We start from the raw sequence: 13,301 nt of genomic DNA, 5'->3' as shown, positions 1-13,301 counted from the left end.
CAAACTACGCTGAAGCCACAGATAACATAAAGGACTTTCCAGCGATGCTTCGCCTCACCCTGGCCCTCTCCCGGGAGGAGAGGGAACCGTCCGGCGGTCGTTTCCGCCTCACACCGCTCCCTGCGCCATGAGAGACCTAACGCAGAAAATTATCCGGAAGCGCAATGTGCGCTTAAGCCGCAGATAACATAAAGGACTCCCGGCGGAGCTTTCCCTCACCCTACCCCTTTAACTTCGGATCCAGCGCATCGCGCAGGCCATCTCCCAGCAGATTAAACGCCAGCACGGTCACGAAAATCGCCACCGCCGGAAAGAGCGCCACGTGCGGAGACATCACCATATCCGCCCGCGCTTCGTTAAGCATCGCGCCCCACTCCGGGGTGGGCGGCTGCGCGCCGAGGCCGAGAAACGACAGACTGGCCGCCGAAATAATCGATACCCCAATGCGCATGGTGAAATAAACCACGATCGATGACACCGTCCCCGGCAGAATATGGTTGAACAGAATGGTGGCGTCGCTGGCGCCGATGCTGCGCGCCGATTCAATAAAGGTCTGCTGCTTCAGAACCAGCGTATTGCCGCGCACCAGACGAGCAAACGCCGGGATCGAGAAGATCGCCACGGCGATGATCACGTTGGCCATCCCGCTGCCCATGACGGCGACCACCGCGATCGCCAGCAGGATCCCGGGAAAGGCGAACAACACGTCGCAAAGTCGCATAATGAGCCGGTCCCACCAGCCCTCATAGTAGCCAGCCAGCAGCCCAAGCACCGTGCCGATGGCCGCGCCAATCAGCACCGCCAGTACCCCGGCGGCCAGCGAGATCTGCGCCCCGACCAGCACCCGGCTGAAAATATCCCGTCCCAGGGAGTCGACTCCGAACCAGTGCACCAGCGAAGGTCCCTCGTTCAGTCGGTCGTAGTCGAAATAATTTTCCGCATCGTACGGCGCTATCCATGGGGCAACGATGGCTACCGCAATCAGCAACAGCACGAAAATACCAGCGCCCATCGCCACCGGCTGGCGACGAAAGCGCCGCCAGAACTCATGCCAGGGGGTATGGATCTCGCCGGGTCTGATGCCCGGCATGGCGTTCAGCGCCGCCTGCCTTCTCCAGTTAAGCAATCGCACCTTACTTATACCTGATAGCCGGGTTTATGGCCGCGTACAGCACATCCACCACTAAATTGATAAGAATAAACTCCAGCGAAAAGAGCAGCACTTCCGCCTGAATCACCGGATAATCGCGCATCTCCACCGAATCGACCAGCAAGCGCCCAAGCCCCGGCCAGTTAAACACCTTCTCCACAACGATCGACCCGCCGAGCAGAAAGCCGAACTGCAGCCCCATCATGGTCACCACCGGGATCATCGCATTGCGCAGACCATGCTTGAGCACCACCCGCGTTTCGCTCACCCCCTTCGCCCGGGCGGTGCGCATATAGTCTTCATGCAGCACATCGACGAATGACGCGCGGGTAAAGCGCGCCATGACCGCCGCCACCGCCGCGCCAAGGGTCAACGACGGCAAAATATAGTGCCGCCAGCTGTCGGCCCCCACCGTCGGCAGCCAGCCCAGCTCAACCGAAAACACCTGCATCAGCAGCATACCAAGGGCAAAAGCCGGAAACGAAATGCCGCTCACCGCCAGCGCCATTCCCAGACGGTCGGGCCAGCGATTGCGCCACACCGCGGCCGCAATCCCCGCCGCCATCCCGAACAGTACCGCCCAGCTCATGCTGGCCAGCGTCAGCCACAGCGTGGGCATAAAGCGACTGGCAATCTCACTGGCAACGGGACGCCGCGAGGCCATGGAAATGCCAAAATCGCCGCGCAGCACGTTGGTGATGTAGTGCCAGAACTGGACATGCAGCGGCTGGTCAAGCCCCAGCTGCTGGCGCACCATTGCCACCACCTGGGCATCGGCCTCAGGTCCGGCAATCAGCCGCGCCGGGTCACCGGGCAGCATATGGACGAACAGAAACACCAGCACCGCGACGATAAGCAGAGTGGGGATCAGGCCCAGCAGGCGCTTAATCACATAATTCAGCATCGCTCCCTCCCATTCCGGGAGAGAGGACGCATGAAGATGAACATGATCACGGCGTCAGGTCCGCCTGTTCGAAGCTAAAGCCGGTATCCGGCTGGATATAGAAACCGGTGAGGTTCTTGCTGTGGGCGGAGACCAGTTTCTCGACCACCAGCGGCACCCACGGCGACTCTTTCCAGATAATATCCTGCGCCTCTTTATAGAGTTTGGTTTTCTGTTGCGGATCGGTGGTTTTCAGCGCCTCGCTCAGCGCGTTATCCACCTGCGGGTTGCTGTAAAACGCGGTATTAAATAGCGTCGGCGGCCAGTTTTGCGAGGCGAACAGCGGCGACAGCGCCCAGTCGGCTTCACCGGTGGAGGCGGACCAGCCGGTATAGAACATCCGTACCCCGCTCTCTTTCTGACCTTTACCTTCCACTTCCGCCGCCCGCTGACCAGCGTCCATCGCCGTCACCTGCGCCTTAATCCCCACCTGCGCCAGCTGCTGCTGGGTGAACTGCAGTACTTTCTGCGCGGTGCTGTGATTATGTGATGACCACAGCGTGGTGCTGAAACCGTTAGGGTAGCCCGCCTCTTTCAGCAGCTGGCGCGCTTTCGCCGGATCGTATGGCCAGGCGGTGTAGGTCTGGGCATAGGCGATCGACGGCGGCACCACTCCGGTCGCCGGGGTGGCGTATCCGGCGAACGCTACCTTCACCAGCGCCTGACGGTTAATCGCATAGTTGATGGCTTCCCGTACCTTCGGATTATCGAACGGCTTCTGCGTCACGTTCATGCTGATGTAGCGCTGCAAGATCGACGGGCTGGCCACCAGCTCCAGTTTGCTGTTTTTCGCCAGCAGTGGCGCCTGTTCGTAAGGGATCGGGAAGGCGAACTGCGCCTCGCCGGTCTGCAGCATCGCCGCCCGGGTATTGTTATCCACCACCGGACGCCAGGTGATAGAATCCAGCTTTGGCAGCCCCGGCTGCCAGTACCCATCGAACTTGCTGACCTTCACAAAATCCGTCTGGTTCCAGGTGTCGAGCTTATAAGGCCCGGTGCCCACCGGGTGGAAGCCGATATCCTTACCATATTTTTTCAGCGCCGCCGGCGAAATCATCGCTGTCGCCGGATGGGCGAGAATGTTAATAAACGCCGAGAAGGGCTGCTTCAGGGTAATTTTGACCGTAGTCGGATCGACCGCCTCGGTACTGGCGATATTTTTATACAGGTTATAGCGCTTGAGATGGTTATCCGGGTTACTCGCGCGATCGAGGTTAGCCTTTACCGCCTCGGCGTTAAAGTCAGTGCCATCCTGGAATTTCACCCCGCTGTGCAGCTTAATGGTGTACACCAGGCCGTCCGGTGACACGGTATAGCTCTCAGCAAGAACGTTTTGCAGCTTCATCTCTTTATCAAGGCCGAACAGGCCTTGATAAAAGGACTTCGCCACCGCCTGCGACAGGGTATCGTTGGCATCATAGGGGTCGAGGGTCGTGAAGTTAGACCCGACCGCCACCACCACATCTTTGGCGGCAAAGGCGGGAGCGCTCGCCAGGGCTGCCGCGATACTCAGCGCCAGCCACCATTTGCGTGAAACAGGTTGTGTCATCGTGTTCTCCTGAAAAGATGCGTTATGTGTTGTTATGTTCTGCCCAGCACATCGGCGGATTCGCGGGCGACGAAGTGGCCCGGCCCGACCTGCTGCAACGGCACGCTGGCGATCTCCTCGCCCCGCTTATAAATATTGCCCGGGACGTCATCAGACAGCAGAACCCGCTGCGGATGACGGTGGCCCGGGTCGGCCACCGGTACGGCGGCCATGAGCTTACGGGTATAGGGGTGCTGCGGGTTTTCAAACACCGCGCGGCGCGGGCCTATTTCGACAATGCGACCGCGATACATCACCGCCACGCGGTGGCTGATGCGCTCCACCACCGCCATATCATGGGAAATAAACAGAAACGCGATGCCCATCTCGCGCTGCAGGTCGAGCATCAGATTGATAATCTGCGCCCGAATGGAGACATCCAGGGCCGACACCGACTCGTCGGCTATCACCACCTTCGGATTCAGCGCCAGCGCGCGGGCAATGCAGATCCGCTGCCGCTGGCCGCCGGAAAAGGCATGGGGATAGCGCCAGGCATGCTCCGGCTGCAACCCCACGCGCTTCAGCAGCCAGGCGACCCGCTCACGCGCTGCTTCCCCACGCAGCAGGCCATGCACCCGCAGCGGCTCCATAATCGAATCGCCGACCGTCTGACGCGGATCAAGCGAGGCGTAAGGATCCTGAAAAATAAACTGAATATTGCGCCGCAGAGCCTGCAGCTTGCCGCCGGCGAGGGTATCGATCCGCTGACCGTCGAAGGTAATGGTGCCTCCCTGGGTCTCTACCAGCCTCAGCAGCGCCCGGCCGGTGGTCGACTTGCCGCAGCCGGACTCGCCCACCAGCGACAGGGTCTCTCCCGGCCAGAGATCAAAACTGACCTTCTCCACCGCATGCACTTCGCGCGTCACGCGATTGAGCAGCCCGCTGCGCACCGGAAAACGGGCCACCAGGTCACGCACCTGCAGGATCGGCTCGCCGGCGACTACCGTATCGGGCGTTTCGCTCTCCGCCAGCGGCTGGCCCGGCAGCGGAAAACGGCGCGGCAGATCCTGGCCACGCATCTCCCCCAGCCGCGGGACCGCCGCCAGCAGCGACTGCGTATTCGGGTGCTGCGGCGAACGAAAGATCTCCTCAACGCTGCCGGTCTCTACCGCCTCACCGCGATACATCACCAGCACCCGATCGGCGATATCGGCCACGACGCCCATATCGTGGGTGATAAAGATCACCCCCATCGCCATCTCCTTTTGCAGGACGGCAATGAGTTGCAGAATTTGCGCCTGGATGGTGACATCCAGCGCCGTGGTTGGCTCATCGGCTATCAACACCGCCGGCCGACAGGAGAGCGCCATGGCGATCATCACCCTCTGGCGCATGCCGCCGGAGAGCTGGTGCGGATAGCGCGAGAGCATCTCTTCCGCCTGGGGAATACGCACCTGATCGAGCATCTTTTTCGCCGCGCGCAGCGCCTCTTCGCGCCCCAGCCCCTGGTGCAGGCGCAGGGATTCGGCAATCTGCTCGCCGATGGTAAAAACCGGATTCAGCGAGGTCATCGGCTCCTGAAAAATCATGGCCAGATCCGCGCCGCGTACCCGGCGCATCTCAGCGTCCGTTTGCTCATTGAGCGCGATCACCTGCCGGTTACGCCGCCGCAACCACAGCCCCTCGCTGTTCACCTCGCTGCTGGCCGCGTCTAGCAGACGCATCAGCGCCAGCGCGGTCACCGATTTTCCCGAACCGGACTCACCCACTATCGCCAGCGTCTCGCCGCGGCGCAGGCTGAAGGAAAGCTGACGCACGGCCTGCACCTCCGGCGCATCCTGCTGGCGGAACGCCACGTTCAGGTTGCGCACCACCAGCACTTCGCAGGTATCGGTTTCGTGAGTTTGCGACACTCGCCCTCTCCCTTGTTCTATTCGCGATAAATGCCAATGGTCGGCGTATCGCCGGCATAGCACCAGGCGCGGTACATGCCTTCACTGTTAAACGGTAAAACGACGTTGCCTTCGCGATCGACGGCTATCAGCCCACCGCTGCCGCCGAGAGCCGGCAGTTTCTCCATCACCACCCGCTCGCAGGCGGAATAGAGACTGAGCTGCCCATACTCCATCAGGGCGGCGATATCGTAGGCCGCCAGGGTGCGCATAAAGACTTCGCCGGTGCCGGTACAGGAGACCGCCACGCTGGCATTATTGGCATAACACCCCGCGCCCGGCAGCGGGCTGTCGCCGACGCGTCCGGGCAGTTTGTTGGTCATGCCGCCGGTGGAGGTCGCCGCCGCCAGATTGCCGGCCAGATCGAGCGCCACCGCGCCGACGGTGCCCATTTTCTGGCGTTCGTCGAGGGGAGCGGCGTGGTGGTCGAGGATAATCTCCCCGCCCGCTTTCGCCTCCTGCAGCTGCAGCAGCCTTTCAGGAGTGGAAAAGAGATCGTTATCCACGCGCGCCATCCCGTGGGAGATGGCAAAATTTTCCGCCCCCTCGCCGATCAGTAATACGTGCGGACTCTTCTCCAGCACCAGACGCGCCGCCAGCACCGGATTACGCAAATGTTTGACCCCGGCTACCGCGCCAGCCTGCAGGCTGTAGCCGTCCATTACGCAGGCGTCCAGCTCGTGGGTTTGATCGCGGGTAAATACCGCGCCCATTCCGGCGTTGAACAACGGACACTCCTCCAGCAGCCGAACGGCCTCGGTCACGGCATCCAGCGCGCTGGCGCCCGCGGCCAACATTTTCTGCCCGCTTTCGACGATAGTCGACAGCGCCGCCACATACTCTCGCTCCCGCTCCGGCGTCATTTGCGCGCGAGAAATCGCCCCTGCGCCGCCGTGAATTGCTATAACCGCCTTGCCCATTTCGCCAGTCCTTAACGATGAAGTGGATCGCCCCTGCCCTGTCGTACCGCGGCGCGGCGCCGGTCACGTCATGAATAAGGGTATTGATATCATTATATTGCTGAATGTCTTATACAATTTTTGAATATAGAAAGAGCGGCGGGCGATGTAAAGCCTCGTACCCAGGTGGCATACAGCCCGCGCCGCTTTTCTGCCATAATAGGCGTTTTCGCTGTTTTGCCCGCAGGAGTGACCCATGGATTTTACCGCCGGACTGATGCCGCTCGACACAGCCCTCGCCCAGATGCTCGATCGTATTACGCCGCTGAACGCGACGGAAACTGTACCGCTGTTGCAGGCCTTCTCGCGTGTGACCGCCCATGACATCGTCTCCCCGCTGGATGTGCCCGGCTTTGATAACGCGGCGATGGATGGCTATGCCGTCCGGCTGAACGACCTTCGCGACGGCGCGGCGCTGCCGGTCGCCGGTAAGGCCTTCGCCGGCCAGCCGTTCAACGACGCCTGGCCGTCTGGCACCTGTATCCGCATCATGACCGGCGCGCCGGTGCCGGAAGGCTGCGATGCGGTGGTGATGCAGGAAGAGACTGAACAGACCGAGGCCGGCGTGCGCTTTATCGCGCCGGTAAAAGCCGGGCAGCATATTCGCCGCCGCGGAGAAGATATTGCCCACGGCGCGGTGGTCTTCCCGGCGGGGACACCTCTGACGGTGGCCGAGCTGCCGGTGCTGGCCTCGCTGGGCATTGCCGAGGTCGAGGTGGTGCGCAAGGTACGCGTCGCGGTCTTCTCAACCGGCGATGAGCTGCAGCTGCCGGGTCAACCGCTCGGCGACGGCCAGATTTACGATACCAACCGCCTGGCAGTGCACCTGATGCTGCAGCAGTTGGGCTACGAGGTCATTAACCTCGGCATTATTCCTGACGACCCGGCGAAGCTGCGCGACGCCTTTATCGCCGCCGACCAGCAGGCCGATGTGGTCATTAGCTCAGGCGGCGTCTCGGTGGGTGAAGCCGATTACACCAAAACTATCCTCGAAGAGCTGGGGGAGATCGGCTTCTGGAAGCTGGCGATTAAGCCGGGGAAACCCTTCGCCTTCGGCAAGCTCAGCAGCAGCTGGTTCTGCGGCCTGCCGGGTAACCCGGTGTCTGCCACCGTCACCTTCTGTCAGCTGGTGCAACCCCTGCTGGCGAAACTCTCGGGCAAGCACGGCCCGCTTCAGGCGCCCCGCCTGCGGGTCCGCGCCGCCACGCGCCTGAAAAAGTCGCCTGGCCGCCTCGATTTTCAGCGCGGTATTCTGCAGCGTAACCCGGACGGCGAACTGGTGGTGAACACCACCGGCCATCAGGGCTCGCACATTTTCAGCTCCTTCAGCCTCGGCAACTGCTTTATCGTGCTGGAGCGTGAGCGCGGCCATGTTGAAGCAGGTGAATGGGTCGAGGTCGAACCCTTCAGTCACCTGTTTGGGGGGCTGTAATGACCGTTGAGCTGAGCGATGAAGAGATGCTGCGCTATAACCGGCAGATCGTCTTGCGCGGTTTTGATTTTGACGGCCAGGAGCGGTTAAAAGCCGCTCGCGTGCTGGTGGTCGGCCTCGGCGGGCTCGGCTGCGCCGCCGCGCAGTATCTGGCCGCCGCCGGGGTCGGGCAGCTCACCCTGCTCGATTTCGACACTGTCTCGCTCTCCAACCTGCAGCGCCAGACGCTGCACAGCGACGCCACCCTCGGCCAGCCGAAGGTGGATTCCGCCCGCGAGGCGCTGGCGCGCATTAACCCCCACGTCCGTCTGGTCCCGCTCAATGCCTTGCTGGATGAGACCGCGCTGGCGGCGCAGATTGCCGATCACGATCTGGTGCTCGACTGCACCGACAACGTCGCCATTCGCAACCAGCTTAACGTCGGCTGCTTTCAGCACAAAACCCCACTGGTCTCCGGAGCGGCGATCCGTATGGAGGGGCAAATCAGCGTCTTTACCTATCAGGATGGCGAACCCTGCTACCGCTGCCTGAGCCGTCTGTTCGGCGAAAATGCCCTCACCTGCGTCGAAGCCGGGGTAATGGCCCCGCTGGTGGGCACCATCGGTTCGCTGCAGGCGATGGAGGCGATTAAGCTGCTGAGCGGCTACGGCACCCCTGCCAGCGGAAAAATCGTCATCTACGATGCCATGACCTGCCAGTTTCGCGAAATGAGGCTGATGCGTCACCCGCAGTGCGAGGTATGCGGCTCGCACTGACCCTCACACCGGCGACGAGAGTCGCCGGTGGTTTTGTGACCGCTCTCGTTATTTTCTCCTCTCTGACTTATCCCCATCCCGCTTGTTGATTTGCGTCAACATAACTTTCATTCGAAAGTGTTTTTATATTCATACGCAAACAAGAGGATAAGCCATGATCTTCAACATCCAGCGCTATTCCACCCATGACGGCCCAGGGATCCGCACCGTCGTCTTCCTGAAAGGCTGCTCGCTGGGCTGCCGCTGGTGCCAGAACCCGGAGAGCCGCGCCCGTAGCGAAGATCTGCTGTATGACTCGCGGCTGTGCCTGGCCGGCTGCGAGCTGTGCCAGCAGGCGGCGCCGGCGGTTATCACCCGCACCCTCGATGGCCTGATCATTCACCGGCAAAACGTTAACGACAGCCATATCGCCGCGCTGCGCGACTGCTGCCCCACCACCGCGCTCACGGTGTGCGGCGAGGAGAAGAGCGTCGAGGAGATCATGGCGACGGTGCTGCGTGATAAACCATTCTACGATCGCAGCGGCGGTGGCATCACTCTTTCCGGCGGCGAACCCTTTATGAACCCAACGCTGGCGCAAGCGCTGTTCGAAGCCAGTCATCAGGCAGGCATTCACACCGCCGTGGAAACCTGCCTGCACGTGCCGTGGAAATACATTGAACCGTCTTTACCCTTTGTCGACCTGTTTCTCGCCGATCTGAAGCACGTTGACGAGGCCGTTTTTCAGCAGTGGACCGACGGCAGCGCCCGCCGGGTGCTGGATAACCTGCAGCGTCTGGCGCAGGCGGGGAAAAAAATGATAATTCGCGTGCCGTTGATCCAGGGATTCAACGCCAGCGAAGCCGACATTGCCGCGATCACCGATTTTGCCGCCGATCGCCTGCAGGTCAGCGAGATCCATTACCTGCCGTACCACACGCTGGGAATGAACAAATACCAGTTACTCAGTCAGCCCTACACCGCACCGGACAAACCGCTGGACGCTCCTGAGCTGCTCGCCTTCGCGCAGGATTATGCGCAAAGCAAGGGGCTAACGGCGATATTACGAGGATAACCCTATGACTACCCTGAAGCTCAACACCCTCAGCGCCCGTATCCAGGCCCATAAAATGGCGCTGGTGCATATCGTCAAGCCGCCGGTCTGTACCGAGCGCGCCCGCCACTATACGGAGATGTATCAGCGGCATCTCGATAAACCGATCCCGGTGCGCCGCGCGCTGGCGCTGGCTCACCACCTGGCGGAGCGCACCATCTGGATCAAGCACGATGAGCTGATCGTCGGTAACCAGGCCAGCGAAGTGCGCGCCGCGCCTATTTTCCCGGAATACACCGTCAGCTGGATTGAGAAAGAGATCGACGATCTCGCCGACCGCCCCGGCGCCGGCTTCTCGGTCAGCGAGGAGAATAAACGCGTATTGCATGAAGTGTGCCCATGGTGGCGCGGCCAGACCGTACAAGACCGCTGCTACGGTATGTTCACCGATGAGCAAAAGGCGCTGCTCGCCACCGGCATTATTAAGGCGGAAGGCAATATGACCTCCGGGGATGCTCACCTGGCGGTCAACTACCCCCTGCTGCTGGAGAAAGGGCTCGACGGGATGCGTGCGAAAGTCGCCGAACGCCGCTCGCGTATCAATTTGACGGTACTGGAAGACCTGCACGGCGAGCAGTTCCTGAAAGCGATTGATATCGTGCTGGAAGCGGTCAGCGATCACAGCAAACGCTTCGCCGCGCTGGCGCGCGAGATGGCGACAGCAGAATCCCGCGAATCACGCCGCCACGAACTGCTGACGATTGCCGAAAACTGCGACGTCATCGCCCATGAGCCGCCGAAAACCTTCTGGCAGGCGCTGCAGCTGTGCTACTTCATTCAGCTTATCCTGCAGATTGAATCCAATGGCCATTCGGTATCCTTCGGCCGTATGGACCAGTACCTCTACCCGTACTACCGCCGCGACGTTGAGTTGCAACAGTCGCTGGATCGCGAACAGGCCATTGAGCTGCTGCACAGCTGCTGGCTGAAGCTGCTGGAGGTCAATAAGATCCGTTCCGGCTCGCACTCCAAAGCCTCTGCCGGCAGCCCGCTATACCAGAACGTCACCATCGGCGGCCAGAATCTGGTGGATGGTAAGCCGCAGGACGCGGTCAACCCGCTGTCCTATGCGATCCTGGAATCCTGCGGTCGCCTGCGTTCTACCCAGCCGAACCTCAGCGTGCGCTACCACGCCGGGATGAGCAACGACTTCCTAGACGCCTGCGTCCAGGTGATCCGCTGCGGTTTCGGCATGCCGGCGTTTAACAACGATGAAATCGTCATCCCGGAATTCATTAAGCTGGGCATTGAGCCGCAGGACGCCTACGATTACGCGGCTATCGGCTGTATCGAAACCGCGGTCGGCGGTAAGTGGGGCTACCGCTGCACCGGCATGAGCTTTATCAACTTCGCGCGGGTGATGCTGGCGACGCTGGAAGGCGGCCGCGATGCCACCAGCGGTCAGGTATTCCTGCCCCAGGAGCATGCCCTGTCGAAAGGCAACTTCGCTAATTTCGACCAGGTGCTGACAGACTGGGATAACCAGATCCGCTACTACACCCGTAAATCCATTGAGATTGAGTACGTGGTCGATACCATGCTGGAAGAGAACGTCCACGATATTCTCTGCTCGGCGCTGGTCGATGACTGCATCGAACGGGCGAAAAGCATTAAGCAGGGCGGCGCGAAGTATGACTGGGTTTCCGGCCTGCAGGTGGGTATCGCCAACCTCGGCAACAGCCTCGCGGCGGTGAAAAAACTGGTCTTCGATCAGGGCGCCATCGGCCAGCAGGAGCTGGCGAAGGCGCTGGCGGAAGATTTCGACGGTCTGACCCACGAGCAGCTGCGCCAGCGGTTGATCAACGGCGCGCCGAAGTATGGTAACGATGATGACAGCGTCGACCAACTGCTGGCGCGGGCCTACCAGACCTATATCGACGAGCTGAAGCAGTATCACAACCCGCGCTATGGCCGCGGCCCGATTGGCGGCAATTATTACGCTGGCACCTCCTCTATTTCCGCTAACGTCCCGTTCGGCGCGCAGACCATGGCAACGCCGGATGGCCGTAAAGCGCATACCCCGCTGGCGGAGGGGGCCAGCCCGGCCTCCGGTACCGACCATCTGGGGCCGACGGCGGTTATCAGTTCGGTGGGCAAGCTGCCGACCGGGGCGATCCTCGGCGGCGTGCTGCTTAATCAGAAGCTGAATCCGTCAACGCTGGAGAACGAGTCCGATAAGCAGAAGCTGATGGTGCTGCTGCGCACTTTCTTCGAGGTGCACAAAGGCTGGCATATCCAGTACAACATCGTGTCGCGCGACACGCTGCTGGAAGCCAAGAAACATCCTGACCAGTACCGCGATTTAGTGGTCCGCGTCGCTGGATACTCGGCGTTCTTCACCGCCCTGTCGCCGGATACCCAGGACGATATCATCGCCCGTACCGAACATACGCTGTAATCCTTCGTGCCCGCTGGCGCTATGCTTAGCGGGCCAACCCTGTTCTGCAGGCCGGAAAAGACATGCCCTTCCGGCATTTTCTGAATGCGTGAACTTTCATTCGAAATAAATTTGTGCTCCTCATCACATTGTAATTAGAATGTTACTGGTCGAAGTTAAGCCAGGAGCACTCTCTTATGACCGTTAAAGTTATCGTCACCGATATGGACGGAACTTTTCTCAATGACGCCAAAACCTACGATCGCTCACGGTTTCTGGCGCAATTCGCCCAGTTGCAGCAGCTCGGCATTGAATTTGTTGTCGCCAGCGGCAATCAGTACTATCAGCTGATCTCATTTTTCCCGGAAATTCGCGAGCAGATTTCATTCGTCGCAGAAAACGGCGCTCTGGTTTATGAACATGGCAAGCAGCTGTTCCACGGCGAACTGACCCGCCACGAATCACAAGTGGTGATTGGCGAATTGCTCAAAGATCCGCAGCTCAACTTTGTCGCCTGCGGCCTGCAGAGCGCCTACGTCAGCGATAAAGCTCCGGACGCCTTTGTTGAGCTGATGTCGAAGCACTACCATCGCCTACAGCGGGTGAGCGACTATCACGCCATCGACGATACGCTGTTTAAATTCTCTCTCAACCTGCCGGACAGCGAGATCCCACAGCTGATTGATAAACTGCACGTGTCGCTCGACGGCATCATGAAGCCGGTCACCAGCGGCTTTGGCTTTGTCGATTTGATTATCCCTGGCCTGCATAAAGCCAACGGCATCAGCCGTTTGCTCAAGCGCTGGGATCTTTCGCCGCAGCAATGCGTCGCCATCGGCGACAGCGGCAATGACGCCGAAATGCTGAAGCTGGTGAAATACGCTTTCGCCATGGGTAACGCTGCCGACAGCATCAAGGCCATCGCCGGCTACACTACCGACGATAATAACCATGACGGCGCGCTGAACGTTATCCAGGCCGTCCTCGATAACACCCCGCCCTTCAACGCCTGACCCTTCGCCGGGGCATCGCGCCCCGGTTTTCCATTTTGTGCGCCGCAGCAAGATTTTAAACTTGCATTAACTCCATTTTAACTTAAATTAACGTTTGTA

The 13,301-nt window shown here is 60.4% G+C and carries 10 protein-coding genes; 5 read left to right on the top strand and 5 right to left on the bottom strand.

Features of this window, described 5'->3' with window-relative positions; genetic code table 11:
- Positions 1-220: 220 nt before the first annotated feature.
- From gsiD to iaaA, 5 genes are read right to left on the bottom strand one after another with little or no spacing between them, the layout of a single operon-like run.
- Positions 221-1,132, bottom strand: coding sequence for a glutathione ABC transporter permease GsiD (gene gsiD / locus HMPREF3140_RS23655; protein ID WP_004147729.1), 912 nt, complete (start codon positions 1,130-1,132; stop codon positions 221-223).
- Position 1,133: 1 nt separating this feature from the next.
- Positions 1,134-2,054 (bottom strand): glutathione ABC transporter permease GsiC, encoded by a 921-nt coding sequence (gsiC, locus tag HMPREF3140_RS23650; protein WP_002892997.1) that lies wholly within the window; start codon positions 2,052-2,054, stop codon positions 1,134-1,136.
- A 46-nt stretch (positions 2,055-2,100) separates the two neighbouring features.
- Entirely contained in the window at positions 2,101-3,642 is a 1,542-nt protein-coding gene (gene gsiB / locus HMPREF3140_RS23645; RefSeq protein WP_032411104.1) for a glutathione ABC transporter substrate-binding protein GsiB, read from the bottom strand.
- 32 nt (positions 3,643-3,674) lie between these two features.
- On the bottom strand, positions 3,675-5,534 hold the full coding sequence (gene gsiA / locus HMPREF3140_RS23640) for a glutathione ABC transporter ATP-binding protein GsiA (RefSeq protein WP_070553131.1): 1,860 nt from the start codon (positions 5,532-5,534) through the stop codon (positions 3,675-3,677).
- Positions 5,535-5,551: 17 nt separating this feature from the next.
- Positions 5,552-6,493 (bottom strand): beta-aspartyl-peptidase, encoded by a 942-nt coding sequence (gene iaaA, locus HMPREF3140_RS23635; protein ID WP_004147725.1) that lies wholly within the window; start codon positions 6,491-6,493, stop codon positions 5,552-5,554.
- 235 nt (positions 6,494-6,728) lie between these two features.
- Between iaaA and moeA the strand changes: the two genes are divergently transcribed.
- From moeA to HMPREF3140_RS23610, 5 genes are all read left to right on the top strand, one after another.
- Positions 6,729-7,964, top strand: a complete 1,236-nt coding sequence (moeA, locus tag HMPREF3140_RS23630; protein WP_004176735.1) for a molybdopterin molybdotransferase MoeA — start codon at positions 6,729-6,731, stop codon at positions 7,962-7,964.
- Positions 7,964-8,719, top strand: coding sequence for a molybdopterin-synthase adenylyltransferase MoeB (moeB, locus tag HMPREF3140_RS23625; RefSeq protein ID WP_004141998.1), 756 nt, complete (start codon positions 7,964-7,966; stop codon positions 8,717-8,719). Before moeA ends, moeB begins: the two co-directional genes overlap by 1 nt.
- A gap of 154 nt (positions 8,720-8,873) precedes the next feature.
- Positions 8,874-9,773 (top strand): glycyl-radical enzyme activating protein, encoded by a 900-nt coding sequence (locus HMPREF3140_RS23620; protein WP_004183492.1) that lies wholly within the window; start codon positions 8,874-8,876, stop codon positions 9,771-9,773.
- Between the two features lie 4 nt (positions 9,774-9,777).
- Positions 9,778-12,210 carry a formate C-acetyltransferase/glycerol dehydratase family glycyl radical enzyme gene (locus tag HMPREF3140_RS23615; RefSeq protein WP_023284885.1) on the top strand — a complete coding sequence of 811 codons (2,433 nt, stop codon included), beginning with the start codon at positions 9,778-9,780 and terminating at the stop codon, positions 12,208-12,210.
- 176 nt (positions 12,211-12,386) lie between these two features.
- Positions 12,387-13,202, top strand: a complete 816-nt coding sequence (locus tag HMPREF3140_RS23610; protein ID WP_032411100.1) for a Cof-type HAD-IIB family hydrolase — start codon at positions 12,387-12,389, stop codon at positions 13,200-13,202.
- Positions 13,203-13,301 lie beyond the last annotated feature (99 nt).

Source organism: Klebsiella sp. HMSC16A12 (assembly GCF_001808265.1).
GTDB lineage: Bacteria > Pseudomonadota > Gammaproteobacteria > Enterobacterales > Enterobacteriaceae > Klebsiella > Klebsiella pneumoniae.
The sequence above is the reverse complement of the archived record's forward strand: the minus strand, read 5'-3'. Positions and strand labels throughout refer to the sequence as shown.